This window comes from Pseudomonas sp. HT11, from assembly GCF_044875395.1.
Lineage (GTDB): Bacteria > Pseudomonadota > Gammaproteobacteria > Pseudomonadales > Pseudomonadaceae > Aquipseudomonas.
In genome coordinates this window covers 1694159-1713409 of record NZ_CP173217.1, presented here as the reverse complement: position 1 = coordinate 1713409, position 19251 = coordinate 1694159, and the positions used below count along the sequence as shown (strand labels likewise).

Genomic DNA, 19251 nt, shown 5'->3' with positions numbered 1-19251 from the left:
CTATGCAGGCGGCCTTTGTATTTCGCAACGTAGTCGATCAAGCGCCCTGGCGCTTGTCCTCGACCTTCCACTTGCCGCCGTCGTAGAACGCTTTCCAGCCCGTAGGCTTGCCGTCCACTTCGGTCTGCACGTACTGCTCCTTGGTTTTGCGGCTGTAGCGGATCACGGCCGGGCGACCGTCGGGATCCTTCTTCGGCGCTTCACACAGGAAGTGGTACTTGGGATCGATCTCGTCCTTGTGCGGCACGATTTCCAGCACCAGCGGCGCACGGGTCTCGCGGTTTTTCGGGAACTGGCTGGCGGCCAGGAACAAGCCCGAGGCGCCGTCACGCAGGATGTAGGTGTCGTTGACCTTCTCGCATTTGAGTTCAGGCATCTTCACCGGGTCCATCTTCGGCGGCGCCGCGTCACCGCTTTTCAGCAGTTTGCGAGTGTTCTTGCACGTCGGGTTGGTGCAACCGAAGAACTTGCCGAAACGGCCGGTCTTGAGCTGCATCTCACTGCCGCACTTGTCGCATTCCAGGCTCGGGCCTTCGTAGCCCTTGATGCGGTAGCTGCCCTCTTCGATCTCGTAGCCGTCGCAATCAGGGTTGTTACCGCAGATGTGCAACTTGTGCTTCTCATCGAGCAGGTAGGCATCCATTGCCGTGCTGCAGATCGGGCAGCGGTGCTTACCACGCAATACCAGCGACTCGGATTCACCCTCGTCGTCAGCAGCGATTTCATCGCCCGGCACCAGGTTGACGGTGGCCTTGCAGCGCTCTTTCGGCGGCAGGCTGTAGCCCGAGCAACCGAGGAACACGCCGGTAGACGCGGTACGAATCTGCATCGGACGGCCGCAGGTCAGGCACGGGATGTCGGTCATCACCGGCTGGTTGGCACGCATGCCGCTTTCAGGGCTTTCGGCTACTTCGAGTTTCTTCTTGAAGTCGCCGTAGAACTCATCCAGTACGTTTTTCCAGTCGCGTTCGCCCTGGGCCACGTCATCGAGGTTCTCTTCCATGCCGGCGGTGAAGCCGTAGTCCATCAGGTTGGAGAAGCTTTCGGACAAGCGCTCGGTAACGATGTCGCCCATCTTTTCCGAGTAGAAGCGACGGTTGTGCAGCGCGACATAGCCACGGTCCTGGATGGTCGAAATGATTGCCGCGTAAGTCGAAGGACGACCGATACCGCGTTTCTCCATCTCTTTTACCAGGCTGGCTTCCGAATAACGCGCCGGCGGCTTGGTGAAGTGCTGGGACGGGTCGAGCTTGATCAGCTTCAACGTGTCGCCCTGGGCCATGTCCGGCAGCACATCGTCATCGCCTGGCTTGGCGATTTGCGGCATCACGCGGGTGTAGCCGTCGAACTTGAGGATACGGCCCTTGGCACGCAGCTCGAAGTCGCCAGCACCGACACTGACGGTGGTGGAAAGGTATTGCGCCGGCAGCATCTGGCAGGCCAGGAACTGGCGCCAGATCAGCTCGTAAAGGCGCTCAGCGTCGCGCTCCATGCCGGTCAGCTTGCTTGGCTCGGTATTGGCGTCGGAAGGACGAATCGCTTCGTGAGCCTCCTGTGCGCCTTCCTTGCTGCTGTAGACGTTCGGCTTCTCCGGCAGGTACTTCTTGCCGAATTCGGTTTCAATATAAGTGCGCGCCATCGCCACCGCGTCTTGCGACAGGTTGGTGGAGTCGGTACGCATATACGTGATGTAGCCAGCTTCATACAGACGCTGAGCCATCATCATGGTTTTCTTCACACCAAAGCCCAGGCGGTTACTCGCGGCCTGTTGCAGGGTGGAGGTGATGAACGGCGCCGACGGCTTGCTGCTGGTCGGTTTGTCTTCACGCTTGACGATGCTGTAGCTGGAAGCCTTGAGCTTCTCCAGCGCGGCCATGGCCTGGGCTTCGTTCAGCGGCTTGAAGGCCTCGCCTTTCTCGCGGGCCACTTCAAAGCGCACGTTGGCGCCCTTGGCGGTGCCAAGGTCAGCGTGGACTTCCCAGTATTCTTCGGGGTTGAACGCACGAATCTCGCGCTCACGCTCCACCACCAGCTTTACCGCCACCGATTGCACACGGCCGGCCGACAGGCCACGGGCGATCTTGGCCCACAGCAGTGGCGAGACCATGTAGCCCACGACGCGGTCGAGGAAACGACGGGCCTGCTGGGCGTTTACACGGTCGATGTCCAGTTCGCCCGGCTTGGAGAAGGCTTCCTGGATGGCTTTTTTGGTGATTTCGTTGAACACCACACGCTTGTAGCGGCTGTCATCACCGCCGATGGCTTCGCGCAGGTGCCAGGCAATGGCTTCCCCTTCGCGGTCCAAGTCGGTTGCGAGATAGATGGTGTCAGCATCCTTGGCGAGCCGGCGCAGCTCTTCGATAACCTTTTCCTTGCCGGGAAGGATCTCGTACTTGGCCTTCCAGCCATGTTCCGGGTCTACACCCATGCGCGAGACCAGCTGCTTGCGCGCTTTCTCTTTAGGCGTGAGCACCGGACCTTCGCCCGCAGCCGCCTTGCCGCGCTTGGCGGCAGGCTCCTTGCTGGCGCTAGCCGAACCGCTGGTGGGCAGGTCTCGGATATGGCCGATACTCGACTTCACCACGTACTCGTTGCCCAAGTACTTGTTGATGGTCTTGGCCTTAGCCGGGGATTCCACAATGACCAGCGATTTGCCCATGGATCGGAAAATTCCTGAATTCGAGAAGTGAAAGGCAGTTGGCGCCTGTCGCGGCAACGCTATATATAGTGGCAACAAGGTGAGGTCAAGCGCAGCATTCTGCGCGACCTGCCGTTATTGCCCTGAAAAAAGACTGGGTTCGGCCTGGACCAAAGCAAAGCGCGGGACCTGCTCGCCGTCAACTTCGACGGTCTCCAGGAACATGCTCAATGGGCGCACCCAAAAGCCGTAATCGCCATACAGTGCTTGGTAAAACACCACTTCCTCTTCGGTCTCGGAGTGCCGCGCCACGTTAAAAACGCGGTACTGCGGCCCCTTATAATGTTGGTAGAGCCCTGGTTCGACTTTCATGCTCTGGCCCTCTTGTAAAATTTGTTGAAAAAAAATATTAAAAATTCCAAAAAACAAAAACCGGGGCACTGGGCCCCGGCTTCCGTCAACCCAACGCTTAGACGCGTTCGAAGACGGTGGAAATGCCTTGGCCGAGACCAATGCACATGGTTGCAACCCCAAGGTTGCCGCCATTTTGCTTCATCACGTTAAGCAAAGTGCCGGAAATACGTGCACCGGAGCAACCGAATGGGTGGCCCAGGGCAATCGCACCGCCGTGCAGGTTAACCTTCTCGTTCATCTTGTCGAGTACTTTCAAATCTTTCAGCACTGGCAGGGCCTGTGCGGCGAAAGCTTCGTTGAGCTCGAAGAAGTCGATATCGGAGATGGTCAGGCCCGCGCGCTTCAAGGCTTTTTGTGTGGCCGGTACTGGACCATAGCCCATGATTGCCGGGTCCACACCCGCCACGGCCATCGAACGGATCACGGCCATCGGCTGGATACCCAGGTCCTGGGCACGCTGCGCCGACATCACGATCATGCACGAAGCACCGTCGGTGATTTGCGACGAAGTCCCGGCTGTCACGGTGCCGCCCTTTGGATTGAAGGCGGGTTTTAAGGCGGCCAGGCTTTCCAGGGTGGTGTCCGGACGAATGGTTTCGTCGTAGTCGAACAGTTTCAGGAAACCGTTTTCGTCATAGCCGTTCATCGGGATGATTTCATCCTTGAACTTGCCTTCCACCGTCGCCTTGTGGGCGAGTTGGTGGGAGCGCAGGCCGAACGCGTCCTGGGCTTCGCGGGTAATGCCGTGCATTTTGCCGAGCATTTCTGCGGTGAGGCCCATCATGCCCGAGGCTTTTGCCGCGTACAGCGACATGTGCGGGTTAGGGTCGACGCCGTGCATCATGCTGACATGGCCCATGTGCTCCACGCCGCCGACCACGAACACATCGCCGTTGCCGGTCATGATCGCTTGGGCAGCGGTGTGCAGCGCGCTCATCGAGGAGCCACACAGGCGACTGACGGTCTGGCCAGCGGCGGTGTGCGGGATCTGGGTCATCAACGACGCCATGCGCGCGATGTTCCAGCCCTGCTCCAGGGTCTGGTTGACGCAGCCCCAGATCACGTCTTCGACTTCGTTCGGGTCAACCTTGACGTTACGTTCCAGCAACTTGCTTATCAGGTGCGCCGACATGTCTTCGGCGCGGGTGTTGCGGTGCATGCCGCCCTTGGAGCGGCCCATCGGTGTGCGACCGAAGTCGACAATCACCACGTCTCTTGGATTCAAGCTCATAAATATTCTCGCTCTAGTCGTCTGGGCGCTTAACCGAAGAAGCTCTGGCCATTTTTGGCCATTTCACGCAGCTTCGCGGTCGGGTGGTACAGCGGGCCCAGATCAGCGTATTTGTCAGCCAGGGCAACGAACTCGGCCACACCGATCGAATCGATGTAACGCAGCGCACCACCACGGAATGGAGGGAAACCAATACCGTACACCAGGCCCATATCGGCTTCGGCGGCGGTTTCAACGATACCGTCTTCCAGGCAACGCACGGTTTCCAGGCACAGGGCGATCATCATCCAGTTGATGATGTCCTCATCGGACACCTCACGCTGCTCGTAGATGACCGGCGCGAGCACTTCGTGCACCGAAGGGTCGGCCACTTTCTTCTGCTTGCCCTTCTTGTCGGCCTCGTAAGCGTAGAAGCCCTTGCCGTTCTTCTGGCCCAGGCGCTTGGCTTCGTAGAGCGCGTCGATCGCCGAACGGCGGTCGTCTTTCATGCGGTCCGGGAAGCCTTCAGCCATGACGTCACGACCGTGGTGGCCGGTGTCGATGCCGACCACGTCCATCAGGTACGCCGGGCCCATTGGCCAGCCGAATTTTTCCATAACCTTGTCGATACGCACAAAGTCCACACCGGCGCTGACCAGCTTGGCGAAACCGCCGAAGTACGGGAACAGCACGCGGTTGACCAAAAAGCCCGGGCAGTCGTTAACGACGATCGGGTTCTTGCCCATTTTCTTCGCGTAGGCAACGGTAGTAGCAATCGCCAGCTCGCTGGACTTCTCGCCACGGATCACTTCCACCAGCGGCATCATGTGCACCGGGTTGAAGAAGTGCATGCCGACGAAGTTTTCCGGACGCTTGAGGGCCTTGGCCAACAAGCTGATGGAAATGGTCGAAGTGTTCGAGGCCAGAATGGTGTCTTCTTTAACCTGGGCTTCTACTTCGGCCAGTACGGCTTGCTTGACCTTCGGGTTCTCGACAACCGCTTCGACCACCAGGTCGACGTGGCCGAAATCGCCGTAGGACAGCGTAGGACGAATGCCGTTAAGCACTTCAGCCATCTTCGCTGCGGTCATGCGACCTTTATCAACGCGGCCCACCAACAGCTTGGCGGCTTCCGCCAGGCCTTGCTCAATGCCGTGTTCGTTGATGTCTTTCATCAGGATCGGCGTGCCTTTGGAGGCCGACTGATAGGCGATACCGCCGCCCATGATACCGGCGCCGAGTACGGCAGCCTGTTTCACGTCTTTGGCGATTTCGTCGTAGGCCTTGGCCTTTTTCTTCAGCTCCTGATCATTCAGGAACAGGCCGATCAGGCTCTGGGCAGCCGAGGTTTTCGCCAGTTTGACGAAGCCTGCAGCTTCCACTTCCAGGGCTTTGTCGCGACCGAAGTTCGCGGCTTTCTGGATGGTCTTGATCGCTTCAACCGGCGCCGGGTAGTTCGGGCCGGCCTGGCCTGCCACGAAACCTTTGGCGGTTTCGAACGACATCATTTGTTCGATGGCGTTGAGCTTGAGTTTTTCGAGCTTTGGCTGACGCTTGGCCTTGTAGTCAAATTCGCCGCTGATGGCGCCTTTGATCAGGTTCAGTGCAGCTTCGGCCAGTTTGTCCGGGGCAACCACAGCATCGACGGCACCGACTTTCAGCGCGTCTTCGGCTTTGTTTTCCTTGCCGGCGGCAATCCACTCGATGGCGTTGTCGGCACCGATGATGCGCGGCAGGCGCACGGTGCCGCCAAAACCTGGGTAGATGCCCAGTTTGACTTCAGGCAGACCGATTTTGGCGGTCGCCGACATGACACGGAAGTCTGCGGCCAGGCACATTTCCAGGCCGCCGCCCAACGCGATGCCATTGATCGCGGCAACGGTTGGCACGTTGAGGTCTTCGAAATCGCTGAAAATCTTGTTGGCTTCGAGGTTGCCAGCCACCAGCTCGGCATCGGGCAGCTTGAAGTTGTCGACGAATTCGGTGATGTCAGCGCCGACGATAAACACGTCCTTGCCGCTGGAGACGATCACGCCCTTGACCGAAGCATCTGCTTTGATGGTGTCTACGGCCTGACGCAGTTCGTTCAGGGTTAGACGGTTGAACTTGTTGACGGACTCACCCTTGAGGTCGAATTTCAATTCGACGATGCCACTTTCAAGAGCCTTAACCGTGATGGCTTTACCTTCGTAAATCATCAACTGATCTCCACGATATGGAAGCTGAACAGTACACATTGGACGCTGGCCTCTGGTTGGACATTGATTATTGGGTCAATGCTCATGCCAATCCGCCAGGCACACCCGCCAACGCGCTAGTCGGGGTTCTGTATGAGCGGTCTGACAGACAAACGCTCAATTCATACGCCCGTTTGATTTGGGTACGTCACCTTCATCCAATTCCGGGCAATTGTCAATCGCTCGAAAGGCTAGGAAAAACGCGACTTTCCAGTCAGTTCAGAACCCAGGCCCACGGCTTACGCCTGGCCAATATTCAACTATTCACGAAATCAATAATGGAAATTTTGTAGGAAAAGGCTGTACAGAACAGGATATGCCGCTAGGCTAGCGACAACCTTAATGCGCCTGGATGAACATCCGACGCATGCATCACAGATTTACCGGCCTGCCTGGCCAACTCCAGCCCGATGATGATGTCGGGCTTTTTATTGCCTGGGTTTTATCCGACAGGCATCAAGCCAGGGCCTTGAGCAGCGCATCAATGTCCTTCAACACACTCGCCTCGCCCTTCTCGCCCCAGTACAGGGCGATCATCTGCTTGTCCGCCTCGACCTTGTAGACGTTATCCGGCAGGGTCGCAAAGTGCGCCAACAACGTCTCATCGACGCACACTTCGCGCCACTGATTGACCCAAACCCCGGGCTCCAGCTGCCAGTAGCACCAAAGGGCCGGCGCACTTGCGCGGCGCGGTCGGCAGTATTGCGCGCAAGGGCTTGGCGGCTCGTGCTTGAGCCAGTACGGCCAGTCCTGCGGCGCCAATTGCATGGCCAGGCCGATGCGGCGCGCCTCCATCCGCAGGGCCATGCGCCCGCTCTGATGGCGCGAGGGGCGCAACCATGCCAGAGGGCTCAGTACCACGAGAAGGATTGACACCACTATCCAGACCGTCATATGTGTACTCCCGAATTTCTAGATGAGCGGATTTGACCTGACGCAACCCCATCCGCTTGAAAGCAGCCATACTGAACTTATTGCAGTCCCCTGGAGGAACGCGCCATGTCCAACGAACACTCCTACAAACATATCCTGGTCGCTGTCGACCTGACCGAAGAGTGCGACCCAGTGATCAAGCGCGCGCAGGCTTCAGCAATCGCCAACGGCGCCAAGCTGTCACTCGTGCATATCGTCGAGCCTATGGCCATGGCGTTTGGTGGCGACGTGCCCATGGACCTTTCCCAGTTGCAGCAACAACAGTTTGATCAGGCCAAAGAGCGCCTCGACCGGTTGATCCTCAAGTACCCGGAAGTGACCAAGGAAAACTCCCACCTCACCTACGGCCAGCCTCGTCAGGAAATCCACCACCTGGCCAAGGAACAGGGCTGCGACCTGATCGTGGTCGGCAGCCACGGCCGTCATGGCCTGGCGTTGCTGCTGGGCTCGACCGCCAATGACGTACTGCACGGCGCGCCGTGTGATGTGCTGGCGGTAAAACTGGTAAAAAATACTTAAGAACGGCGCCAAACAACTGTGGGAGCGGGCTTGCTCGCGAAAGCATTCTGTCAGTTGACGCATCTGGCGACTGATGTACCGATTTCGCGAGCAAGCCCGCTCCCACATTTTTAATCGCACTCCATATAAAAAGCCCGGCGTTCATACAAATGGACGCCGGGCTTTTTAGTGCGCTTGAATCACTCAGGCATCCAGCTCGGCCCAACGCTCAACCAATACTTCCAGCTCCTGGTTCAACGTTTCCAGGGACGCAATGACCTTGGCGGTTTCCGCCGCCGGACGCAGGTAGAAACCTGCGTCAGCCATTTCTGCTTCTACTGCGGCAATCTGCTGTTCCTTGGCGTCGATATCGCCCGGCAAGGCTTCCAGCTCACGTTGCAGCTTGTAGCTGAGCTTCTTCTTGGTCGACGGTGCAGCGTCCTGGGCCGGAGCAGCAGCGGCAGCCACTGGCGCAACGACAGCGGAGGTCAGGTCGGCCTTGCCGGACTTGCTCTCGGTCACGCCCAGCAGGCGCGGCGAGCCGCCCTGACGCAGCCAGTCCTGGTAACCACCGACGTATTCACGCACCTTGCCTTCACCTTCGAAGACCAGCGTGCTGGTGACCACGTTATCTAGGAATGCCCGGTCGTGGCTGACCATCAGCACGGTGCCGTTGAAGGTCAGCAAGACCTCTTCCAGCAGTTCGAGGGTTTCCACGTCGAGGTCGTTGGTCGGTTCGTCGAGCACCAGCAGGTTGGCCGGCTTGCTGAACAGCTTGGCCAGCAGCAGGCGCGCACGCTCACCACCGGACAAGGCTTTCACCGGCGTACGTGCGCGTTGCGGGCTGAACAGGAAGTCGCCCAGGTAGCTCAGCACGTGGCGGCTCTGGCCGTCGATGTCGATAAAGTCGCGGCCTTCGGCGACGTTGTCGATCACGGTTTTTTCCAGGTCCAACTGATGGCGCAGCTGGTCGAAGTAGGCCACGTCGATGCGCGTGCCCTCTTCCACCGTGCCGCTGGTCGGTTGCAGACCATTGAGCATCAGCTTGAGCAAGGTGGTCTTGCCGGTGCCGTTGGCGCCCAGCAGGCCGATACGGTCGCCGCGCTGCAGGACCATCGAGAAGTCTTTGATCAGGAACGGGCCGTCCGGGTGATGGAAGCTGACGTTTTCCAGGACCATCACCTGCTTGCCCGACTTATCGGCGGTATCCAGCTGGATATTGGCCTTACCGGTGCGTTCACGGCGCTCGCTGCGCTCAACGCGCAGGGCTTTCAAGGCGCGTACACGGCCTTCGTTACGGGTGCGACGGGCCTTGATACCCTGGCGAATCCAGACTTCTTCCTGGGCCAGCTTTTTGTCGAACAGCGCGTTGGCGGTTTCTTCAGCGGCCAGCGTGGCCTCTTTGTGCACCAGGAAGCTGGCGTAGTCGCCGTTCCAGTCGATCAGGCCGCCACGGTCCAGTTCGAGGATGCGCGTGGCCAGGTTCTGCAGGAAGGAACGGTCGTGCGTGATGAACAACACAGCGCCCTGGAAATCCTTGAGGGCTTCTTCCAGCCAGGCGATTGCGCCGATGTCCAAGTGGTTGGTTGGTTCGTCGAGCAGCAACAAATCCGGCTCGGACACCAGCGCCTGGGCCAGCAGCACGCGACGACGCCAGCCGCCGGACAACTCGGCGAGGGTCTTGTCGGCCGGCAGTTGCAGGCGGCTCAGGGTGCTGTCGACCAGTTGCTGCAAGCGCCAGCCGTCACGGGCTTCGAGGTCTTGCTGGACGTGCATCAGCTTGTCCAGGTCCTCTTCGGTGACGCAGTTCTGCGCCAGGTGATGGTATTGCGCGAGCAACTCGCCGACGCCGTCCAGGCCTTCGGCAACCACGTCGAACACTGTCCGTCCGTCGGCCACCGGCAATTCTTGCGGCAATTCGCCGATCTTCAGGCCCGGGGCACGCCAAACAGAGCCGTCATCGGGCTTCTGATCGCCTTTAACCAGCTTCATCATGCTGGACTTGCCGGTGCCGTTGCGGCCGATGATGCACACCCGCTCACCACGGGCGATCTGCCAGGACACCTTGTCCAACAACGGCATAGCGCCGAAAGCAAGGGACACATCGCTGAATTTGAGCAGGGTCATACGCTTCTCCAAAAACTGGGCGCGCATTCTACCTGACTTGAGGGTGGGATGCGGTCGGCATTTTCGCTGGCGACACGTTCTGCAGGACATTTACGATGAACTTCAGCCAGCCGGCCGGCAAAGCTTTCGCCGGTCGCTGGCAAAAGGCTAAGCTAGGGGCAATCAGTGTCGGCGGTGCCGGTGCTAGTCGTGATTTCTCTGCACGGACGTCTCATGCGCAGTCGCCTTTTCAACTTTTTATCTTGTCTGCTTCTTTCCGCCACCGCCGTTCAATCCGCCCAGGCCGTGGACCTCACCACCCAACGTCAATATTACGATGAAGCCAAACGCGCCCTCGCCAAAGGCGACAGCGGGCCGTACATGCAATACAGCCAGGCCCTGGCCGACTACCCGCTCACGCCGTACCTGGCCTATGACGAGCTGACCGCGCGCCTGAAAACCGCGAGCAACGAGGAAATCGAACAGTTCCTCGCTAAAAACGGCGACCTGCCCCAGGCCAACTGGATGAAGCTGCGCTGGTTGCGCTGGCTGGCCGACCGTGGCGACTGGCAGACGTTTGAAAAGTACTACGACGCCAAACTCAATTTCGTCGAACTGGACTGCCTGCATGGTCAGTACCAGCTCACCCATAACTTGAAAGCCGAAGGCTACAAGACCACCGAAAAACTCTGGCTGACCGGCAAATCCCAACCCGCCGCGTGTGATGCCACGTTCGGCCAGTGGGCCGCCGATGGTCAACTCACTGAACAGAAAATCTGGGACCGCGCCAAGCTCGCCGCCGAAGCACGCAACTACGCCCTGGCCAACAGCCTGGTGAAAACCCTGCCGACCCTTGGCGCCCAAGGCCGCCTGATGGTCGACGTGGCGCAAAAGCCGGACATGCTCAGCGACCCGTCGCGCTTCCTGCCGGCCAACGAGGCCATGTCTGACGCCGTCGGCCTGGGCCTGCGCCGCCTGGCACGCCAGGACCCGGACAAGGCCATGGCGCTGCTCGACGGCTACGCCAGCAGCATGCACTTCTCCCGTGACGAAAAAGTGTCGATCGCCCGCGAAATCGGCTTGACCCTGGCACGCCGCTACGACCCGCGCGCGCTGGACGTGATGACCAAATACGACCCGGAGCTGCGTGATAACACCGTCTCCGAATGGCGCCTGCGCCTGCTGCTGCGCCTGGCACGCTGGGAAGATGCCTACCAGTTGACCCGCAAACTCCCACAAGACCTGGCGACCACCAACCGCTGGCGTTATTGGCAAGCGCGCAGCCTGGAGCTGGCTGAACCGAAAAACCCGCAGCCGATGGTGCTGTATAAAAACCTTGCACAGGAACGGGATTTCTACGGATTCCTCGCCGCCGACCGCTCCAAAGCGCCGTATCAGCTGAAAAACAAGCCGCTGGTGATGAGCCAGGCGCTGGTCAACAAGGTCCGGAACACGCCAGGTGTACGCCGCGCGCTGGAGTTCTATGCACGTGGCCAGATTGTCGATGGCCGCCGCGAGTGGTACCACGTGAGCCGCCACTTCAACCGCGATGAAATGGTCGCCCAGGCCAAGCTGGCCTATGACATGAAGTGGTACTTCCCGGCGATCCGCACCATCAGCCAGGCCCAGTACTGGGATGACCTGGATATCCGCTTCCCGATGGCCCACCGTGACACCCTGGTGCGCGAAGCCAAGGTGCGTGGCCTGCATTCCAGCTGGGTGTTTGCCATCACCCGCCAGGAAAGTGCCTTCATGGACGACGCACGCTCCGGCGTCGGCGCCAGCGGCCTGATGCAACTGATGCCCGGCACCGCCAAGGAAACCGCGCGCAAGTTCAGCATCCCGCTGGCCTCCCCGGCCCAGGTGCTGGACCCGGACAAAAACATCCAGCTTGGCGCCGCTTACCTGAGCCAGGTGCACAGCCAGTTCAACGGCAACCGCGTGCTTGCCTCCGCCGCCTACAACGCCGGCCCAGGGCGCGTACGCCAATGGCTGCGCGGTGCGGATCACCTGAGTTTTGATGTGTGGGTGGAAAGCATCCCGTTCGACGAAACCCGCCAGTACGTGCAGAACGTCCTGTCTTATTCGGTGATCTACGGGCAAAAGCTCAACTCACCGCAGCCGCTGGTGGATTGGCATGAGCGGTATTTTGATGATCAGTAAGGCTGACTGACGAAGAGCCTGTGGCGGGTTTACTGGTGCGGGGCTTGGTGTGGCCAGCGGGGTTAATGTGGCCAGCAGGCCTGTTGTGGCTAGCAGGGTAAATGTAGCCAGCAGGCCTGTTGTGGTGAGCAAGCTTGATGTGGCGAGCAGGCTTGCCCTGCGCTGGAGTGCGAAGCGCTCCCATTCAGGCGCCTCGGTATAACCGTTCAAACCGAGTACACAGGTTTTGGGGCTGCTACGCAGCCCAACGCGGGGCAAGCCCGCTCGCCACAAAAACAGCGCAATGCAGCCCGGCTAGCCCTCGCTTTTCGCGACCTCATCACCCTCATTGAACTGCAACGCCGCCAACCGCGCATACAGCGGGTTGCTCGCGATCAGTTGCTGATGCGTGCCCACTGCCACCAGCTTGCCCTGGTCCATCACCGCAATGCGGTCGGCGTTTTTCACCGTTGCCAACCGATGCGCAATCACCAAGGTGGTGCGGCCCTGCATCAGTTGCGGCAACGCCTGCTGAATCAAATGCTCGCTCTGGGCATCCAGTGCGCTGGTGGCTTCGTCCAGCAGCAGGATCGGCGCGTCCACCAACAACGCACGGGCGATGGCCAGGCGTTGGCGCTGGCCGCCGGAGAGGCCCATGCCGCCATCGCCAAGATGGGTCTGATAGCCCTGGGGCATTTGCAGGATGAAGTCGTGGGCATGGGCGATGCGCGCCGCGGCCTCGACCTGCGCGGTGGTGGCGGACGGGTTGCCGTAGCGGATGTTTTCTTCGACGCTGCCGAAAAACAGCGCCGGGCTTTGCGACACCAATGCGAAGTGGCGGCGCAGGTCCATCGGGTCGAGCGCGGTCAGCGGGTGGCCTTCGAGCAGGATGCGGCCGTGCTGGGGGTCATAGAAACGCAGCAGCAAGTCGAAGATCGTGGACTTACCGGCGCCGGATGGGCCGACCAGTGCCAGGGTTTCGCCGGGATGGATGGCCAGGCTCAAACCGTCGATGGCGTAGCTGTCCGGGCGCGACGGGTAGGAAAAGCGCAGATCTTGCAGTTCCATGCGGCCGCTGACGCGCTCCGGTAACTGTACGGTGCCATCGGCGGGGGCCTGGATTTCGTTGCTCGACTGCAACAACTCGCCAATCCGCTCGGCAGCACCGGCGGCGCGTTGCAGTTCGCCAAGCACTTCGCTCAACGTGCCGACCGCGCTGCCGACGATCAGGCTGTAAAACACGAACGCGGCCAGCTCACCGCCGGAAATACGGCCGCCAATCACGTCCATCCCGCCAACCCACAGCATCACGCCAACGGCGCCGAGCACCAGCATGATCACCAGCGTAATCAGCCAGGCGCGTTGCACGATACGCTTGCGCGCCGTGGCAAAGGCCTCCTCCACGGTGACGGCAAAACGCTGCTCGTCCTGGACCTGATGGTTGTAGGCCTGCACGGTCTTGATCTGGCCGAGGGTCTCGGACACATAACTGCCGACGTCAGCGATGCGGTCCTGGCTCAGGCGCGAGAGGCTACGCACACGCCGGCCGAAAATCAGGATCGGCGCCAGCACCAGTGGCAGCGCGATCACCACGATACTGGTGAGCTTGGGGTTGGTGACAAACAACAGCACGATGCCGCCGATGACCATCAGGGCATTGCGCAGGAACAGCGACAGCGAGGAGCCGATCACCGATTGCAGCAAGGTGGTGTCGGTGGTCAACCGCGACTGGATTTCCGAGCTGCGATTGTTTTCGTAAAAGCCGGGGTGCAGGTAGATCAAATGGTTGAACACCTGCCGGCGAATATCCGCCACCACCCGTTCACCGATCCACGACACCAGGTAAAACCGCGCAAACGTACCCACGGCCAGGCCCAGCACCAGAATCATGAACAGGCCAATGGATTGGTTGAGCAGGTGCGGCGACTGCGTCATGAAGCCCTGGTCGACCAGCAGGCGAATGCCCTGCCCCATGGACAAGGTGATGCCTGCCGTGACGATCAGCGCCAGTAAGGCACCCAGCGCCTGCCAACGGTAGGGCGCGATAAAGCGGCTGGCCAAGCGGATCGCACGGCGTTGACGGACTGAGAACATGGAGGGCATCACCTGCGCAGGGGAGATAAGTATCTACACCACAACATTGGGGGAACTTGAGTAAATAACAATGAGTCAGGTTAATTATGCCCGCCGATGCTGATCCCTAGAGGTTATCGGTCTAACCCCCCGCTGGAAATTTGTATCGCTTTCTGGTGGACTGGTTGTTCGAACCGGTGACTTTGTAAGGAGTTGTAATAGCTTGGTCACGCGGGGGGCTTAATGTAAGAAACACAGTAGGTACACAACCTGATGAGGAGACAGGCCATGACCTTGCAAAACAGCAGCGATGCCAAGATTGAAGTGATCCGCCAACCGCAGCATCTGCCTTGCTCCGTGATCGACGCTCAAGGCCGCGAAGTGCAGATTACCGAAGAGATGATCCAGCAAGCGTGCCGCGAACTGGAACAGCGCCTGGTCAAGCCTGCGCAGCAAGGCTGATACGCCCGAGCTCTTTCAAACCCGGCCCCTGTGGCCGGGTTTTTTATGCCGCGCGTATGCGCACGCCCCTTGCCGGCGCCGCGCGTCAGAGCAGTTCGGCGCCCAGGGCGGTGACGATCGCCGATAGCGCGGCAGAGTCGCCATTGATTCGCACCTTCAAGCCGTCAATCTCTCGGCGCTGCGGGTAATGCTTGCGCAGCAGGTCGAACGCCTTGCGCTGTTCGTCCACAGAGCCTACGAGGCTACGGCGCAAATCCGCGTCATCACGGCGCGGGTCGTACACGCTGCGGCACAAGGTCGCCAACGCCCAGGCCGGGTCGGTCGAAGCGTTCAAGTGCACCTCGGCCAGCCACGGCTGCGGCAGCAGATCACTTAGCTGGATGCTCGGCGCCTGGCCCAGATGGGCGCAGAACGCCTGATAAATCTGTGCAGTGCCGCGCTGCTTGCCGTCGAGGCTGTAACCGGCGATATGTGGGGTTGCCAGCACACACAGGTCAGCCAAATCGACATCCACCTCGGGCTCGCCTTCCCACACGTCCAACACCGCTTGCAGGTCCTCACGCTCCAGCAACACTTCACGCAGGGCAGCATTGTCCACCACCGGGCCACGGCTGGCGTTGATCAGCCAGGCGCCAGGCTTGAGGCGGTTGAGGCGCTCGCGGTCAAACAAATGCCAAGTGGAGCCGTTGCCGGATTTGGTCAGCGGTGTGTGCAGACTGATGACGTCGCACTGCTGGATGATCTGTTCGAGGCTGACGTAATCGCCGTCTTCAGCGATCTGACGCGGCGGGTCGCACACCAGCACGTTCCAGCCCAGGCCCTTGAGCACCTTGACCAGCCGCCCGCCGACTTCACCGGCACCGACAACGCCGTAGGTGCGCTGATTGAGGTCGACGCCTTCGATTTCGGCCAGGGTCTGCAGGCTGCCCAGCACGTAGTCCACCACGCCACGCGCATTGCAGCCCGGCGCGCTGGACCAAGTGATGCCGGCCTGCTTGAAGTAATCGAGGTCCAGATGGTCGGTGCCGATGGTGCAGGTGCCGACAAACCGGACCTGTGTGCCTTCCAGCAACGCGCGATTGACGTTGGTCACCGAGCGCACCAGCAGCACGTCGGCCTGCTCGACCGTGGCGCGGTCGATGGACCGGCCTGGCACCCGGCGAATCTCGCCAAACCCTTCGAAGAATGCATCGAGCAGCGGGATATTTTCGTCGGCAACAATCAGCATGGCAGGCTCCTTTCGCGGACCAGCAGTGTACAGGGATGCGATCTGTGTAACACCGCAGATGCCAGGTGGGCAGTGCTTATGTGGGAGCCGGGCTTGCCCGCGATAGCATCACCTCGGTACAGCTGATAGACCGAGGCGTCTGCATCGCAGGCAAGCCAGCTCCCACATAAGCCAGTCCACACAGGATTAATGCGGCTGCCGCAGGAGCGCTTACAAATCGCTAACACAGGTTTTTTCCTGACCGGTGCGTCAGCGCGTAGACTGCGCCGTCCTTTGCAACACTTTTACTGGACACTCGCACGTGAACACCGCCACCACCGCCCTCTCCCGCCCCGCCCGCGTCAGCCGCGAGGTGCGCAGCCTGCTGACCCTGGCCCTGCCGATCATGATCGGCCAACTCGCGACCACCGCCATGGGCTTCGTCGACGCGGTGATGGCCGGGCGCGTGAGCCCGCGAGACCTGGCAGCCGTGGCCCTGGGCAACTCGATCTGGATTCCGGTGTACCTGCTGATGACCGGCACCTTGCTGGCCACCACGCCCAAGGTCGCCCAGCGCTTCGGTGCCGGCCACTACTCCGAGATCGGCCCGCTGGTGCGTCAATCGTTGTGGCTGGCCGTGGTGGTCGGGCTCACCGCGCTGCTGATGCTGGTCAGCGCCGAGCCGATCCTGCATGCGATGAATGTCGACCCCGAGCTGATCAAACCGTGCATGGCCTACTTGCACGGCATCGCCTCCGGCATGCCGGCCATCGCCCTGTATTACGTGCTGCGCTGCTTCAGCGACGGCCTGGGTCGCACGCGGCCGAGCATGGTCATGGGCCTGTGCGGGCTGGCGCTGAATATTCCGCTGAACTACGTGTTCATTTATGGCCACTTCGGCGTGCCGGCCATGGGCGGCGTGGGTTGCGGCTGGGCCACGGCAATCGTGATGTGGGTGATGATGCTCGGGCTGGCCGCCTGGACCCGCTGGGCACCGGCCTATCAGAGCAGCGAGTTGTTCAAGCGTTTCGATTGGCCAAAATGGTCGGTGATCAAGCGTGTGCTGAGCATCGGCCTGCCGATTGGCATTGCGGTGTTTGCCGAATCGAGCATCTTTGCGGTGATCGCCCTGCTGATCGGCAGCCTGGGCGCCAGCGTAGTGGCCGGGCACCAGATCGCGCTGAACTTCAGTTCGCTGGTGTTCATGATCCCTTACTCGCTGAGCATGGCCGTTACCGTGCGTGTCGGCCAGGCCCTTGGCCGCGGTGAGCCGCGTGAAGCGCGTTTTGCCGCAGGGGTCGGCATGGGCACGGCACTGACCTACGCGTGCCTGTCCTGCAGCCTGATGCTGCTGTTTCGCGAGCAAATTGCCACGATCTATACGCCTGACCCGTCGGTGATCCACGTGGCGTCGATGCTGATCGTGTTTGCGGCGCTGTTCCAGTTTTCGGACGCGATCCAGGTCACGGCCGCCGGCGCGCTGCGGGGTTATCAGGACACACGGGTGACCATGGTGCTGACCTTGTTCGCGTATTGGGGCGTGGGGTTGCCGGTGGGTTACGCGCTGGGGCTGACCGATTGGCTGGGCGCCGCCAGTGGACCCAGCGGCCTGTGGCAGGGACTGATCGTGGGCTTGAGCTGCGCCGCCGCGATGCTGGTGATCCGCCTGACACGCAGCGCGCGCCGGCGGATTCGCCTGGTTTAATCGGCCTTCTTGCGAATCCAGTACAGGTACGTACCGGCCTGTTCCTGCTGATCCACCAGTTCGTGGTCAAGGAACACGCAAAATTTGGGAATATCGCGGCGGGTCGACGGGTCGGTCGCAATCACCTTGAGCAAGCCGCCGGGCGGCAAGTCGCGGATGTGCTGGTGCAGCATCATCACCGGCTCAGGGCAGTTGAGGCCGGTGGCGTCGAGCACGGCGTCTGCCGGCAAATCGAGGGGCTGATTCATACATCACTCCTGAAACGGGCGCCGCTCAACATACGGGAGCGGGCTTGCTCGCGAAGACGCGGGCACATTCAACATAAATTTCGACTGTTATACCGCTTTCGCGAGCAAGCCCGCTCCCACATTGGTCTTGTGGTTACCTCAAGGTGTCAGCGGGACTTCTGCTTCTTCACATCCACCAGCCGACGCAAGTGGCAGGTCACTTCCTCACGGTCGTGGTACAGCTGCTTGCAGCCGATCTCAACACGAATACCACGCGCCTTGAAGCCGTCTTCAATGCGTTCCAGCAAACGCTTCACCTCGGCGTAACGCTGCTTCATCGGCAATTTCAGGTTCACCACCGCCTCACGGCAATAGCCTTCGCCAATCCAGGTTTCCAGCAGGGCCGCGTTACGCGCCGGCTTCTCTACGATATCGCAGACCATCCAGTCCACCGGCTGCTTGGGCACAAAGGTAAAGCCGTCGGCCATCAGGTGCTGAACCAAACCGGTGTCCATCAGGCTTTCGGCCATTGGGCCGTTGTCGATGGCCGTAACCAACATGCCACGGTTGACCAGTTGCCAGGTCCAGCCGCCAGGCGCTGCGCCGAGGTCGACGCCGGTCATGTCGCTGTGCAGGCGCTCATCCCACTGGTCGCGGGGGATGAAGTGGTGCCAGGCCTCTTCCAGCTTCAGGGTGGAGCGGCTGGGCGCCTCACGCGGGAACTTGAGGCGCGGGATGCCCATCGGCCACATCGCCGAGTTGTTCGACTCGGCCAGGCCCATGAATACTTCGCGGCCGCTCTTGAAGGTCAGCAGCAGGCGCGGTTTGCTCGGGTCGTCGACCAGCTTGCCGGCATTCAACAAGGCTTTGCGCAGGTGCACTTCGAATTTCTTGCAGAAGTTCGACAGTTCCTTGCCGTCGTTGGTGTCGACCATCTCAAGCCACAGGCTGCCGCACACCGGGAAGCCTTGCAGGTGCGCGAGTATCACGCTGATACGGTCGGTTTCCGGCAGGTCGATGAACACCCCGCGCGCCCACTGCCTTGGGAAGATCAGCTCGGCAAAGCGCTGGCCGTGCATCAGGCGCTGGGCGCCGTCCTCGATGGTGCAGACAAATTCGGCGCAGGCGCTGCCGGTCTTGGTCTTGGCATAGCCGGAAACGTTCAGGCGCGCGGCGTGTTCCGCGATCTCGGAACAGACTTCGCCTTCAAAACCCGGCCGGCAGTGCATAAAAAGGGTGTTCATCAACTCTCCTGGTGAATCAACCGGCATTGCGCTATCGCACTACCTGTCATGAAAACGCGCGCATGATAGCCGAGTTCGGAACCTTGGACTTAACGATAGAGTCCAGTTATTAGCCTGCTAATGAAAACAGGGCTAAGTTGAAAGCTCTGTTCGTC

General features: G+C 60.5%; 14 protein-coding genes. 4 read left to right on the top strand and 10 right to left on the bottom strand.

From position 1 onward, the window contains the following. Positions 1-37: 37 nt before the first annotated feature. The 5 genes from topA to ABWL43_RS07745 all read right to left on the bottom strand — a co-directional run bounded on the left by topA (position 38) and on the right by ABWL43_RS07745 (position 7393). Positions 38-2659 (bottom strand): type I DNA topoisomerase, encoded by a 2622-nt coding sequence (topA, locus tag ABWL43_RS07765; RefSeq protein ID WP_119739192.1) that lies wholly within the window; start codon positions 2657-2659, stop codon positions 38-40. A 114-nt stretch (positions 2660-2773) separates the two neighbouring features. Continuing rightward, positions 2774-3010, bottom strand: a complete 237-nt coding sequence (locus ABWL43_RS07760) for a DUF1653 domain-containing protein (protein ID WP_021490990.1) — start codon at positions 3008-3010, stop codon at positions 2774-2776. Positions 3011-3107: 97 nt separating this feature from the next. Next, entirely contained in the window at positions 3108-4283 is a 1176-nt protein-coding gene (gene fadA / locus ABWL43_RS07755) for an acetyl-CoA C-acyltransferase FadA (RefSeq protein WP_106576936.1), read from the bottom strand. A 29-nt stretch (positions 4284-4312) separates the two neighbouring features. Continuing rightward, positions 4313-6460 carry a fatty acid oxidation complex subunit alpha FadB gene (gene fadB / locus ABWL43_RS07750; RefSeq protein ID WP_124416715.1) on the bottom strand — a complete coding sequence of 716 codons (2148 nt, stop codon included), beginning with the start codon at positions 6458-6460 and terminating at the stop codon, positions 4313-4315. A gap of 495 nt (positions 6461-6955) precedes the next feature. Beyond that, on the bottom strand, positions 6956-7393 hold the full coding sequence (locus ABWL43_RS07745; RefSeq protein ID WP_106576938.1) for a hypothetical protein: 438 nt from the start codon (positions 7391-7393) through the stop codon (positions 6956-6958). 105 nt (positions 7394-7498) lie between these two features. Here ABWL43_RS07745 and ABWL43_RS07740 point away from each other — a divergent pair, with 105 nt between their 5' ends. Then, positions 7499-7951 (top strand): universal stress protein, encoded by a 453-nt coding sequence (locus tag ABWL43_RS07740; protein ID WP_145163038.1) that lies wholly within the window; start codon positions 7499-7501, stop codon positions 7949-7951. A 183-nt stretch (positions 7952-8134) separates the two neighbouring features. Here the strand turns inward: ABWL43_RS07740 and ABWL43_RS07735 are convergent, their stop codons facing one another. Continuing rightward, positions 8135-10057: an ATP-binding cassette domain-containing protein gene (locus tag ABWL43_RS07735; RefSeq protein ID WP_145163036.1), complete on the bottom strand. Its 1923-nt coding sequence runs from the start codon at positions 10055-10057 to the stop codon at positions 8135-8137. A 213-nt stretch (positions 10058-10270) separates the two neighbouring features. On the opposite strand from ABWL43_RS07735, the gene ABWL43_RS07730 reads away from it, so the two are divergent. Then, positions 10271-12199: a transglycosylase SLT domain-containing protein gene (locus ABWL43_RS07730; protein ID WP_404487373.1), complete on the top strand. Its 1929-nt coding sequence runs from the start codon at positions 10271-10273 to the stop codon at positions 12197-12199. A gap of 294 nt (positions 12200-12493) precedes the next feature. Here ABWL43_RS07730 and ABWL43_RS07725 read toward each other — a convergent pair whose 3' ends face one another. After that, the gene (locus ABWL43_RS07725; RefSeq protein ID WP_404487372.1) at positions 12494-14281 is read right to left on the bottom strand and encodes an ABC transporter transmembrane domain-containing protein; all 1788 of its coding nucleotides are present in this window, start codon (positions 14279-14281) and stop codon (positions 12494-12496) included. Between the two features lie 258 nt (positions 14282-14539). Between ABWL43_RS07725 and ABWL43_RS07720 the strand changes: the two genes are divergently transcribed. After that, entirely contained in the window at positions 14540-14713 is a 174-nt protein-coding gene (locus ABWL43_RS07720) for a PA1571 family protein (protein WP_027604248.1), read from the top strand. A gap of 85 nt (positions 14714-14798) precedes the next feature. Here ABWL43_RS07720 and pdxB read toward each other — a convergent pair whose 3' ends face one another. Then, positions 14799-15941, bottom strand: coding sequence for a 4-phosphoerythronate dehydrogenase PdxB (gene pdxB / locus ABWL43_RS07715; RefSeq protein ID WP_404487371.1), 1143 nt, complete (start codon positions 15939-15941; stop codon positions 14799-14801). Between the two features lie 301 nt (positions 15942-16242). On the opposite strand from pdxB, the gene ABWL43_RS07710 reads away from it, so the two are divergent. Continuing rightward, positions 16243-17625: an MATE family efflux transporter gene (locus ABWL43_RS07710; RefSeq protein ID WP_145163029.1), complete on the top strand. Its 1383-nt coding sequence runs from the start codon at positions 16243-16245 to the stop codon at positions 17623-17625. Here ABWL43_RS07710 and tusA read toward each other — a convergent pair. After that, positions 17622-17873 carry a sulfurtransferase TusA gene (gene tusA / locus ABWL43_RS07705; RefSeq protein WP_145163027.1) on the bottom strand — a complete coding sequence of 84 codons (252 nt, stop codon included), beginning with the start codon at positions 17871-17873 and terminating at the stop codon, positions 17622-17624. The genes ABWL43_RS07710 and tusA overlap by 4 nt on opposite strands. 146 nt (positions 17874-18019) lie before the next feature. Then, positions 18020-19096: a 23S rRNA (cytidine(2498)-2'-O)-methyltransferase RlmM gene (gene rlmM / locus ABWL43_RS07700; protein WP_242193964.1), complete on the bottom strand. Its 1077-nt coding sequence runs from the start codon at positions 19094-19096 to the stop codon at positions 18020-18022. Positions 19097-19251: the final 155 nt, after the last annotated feature.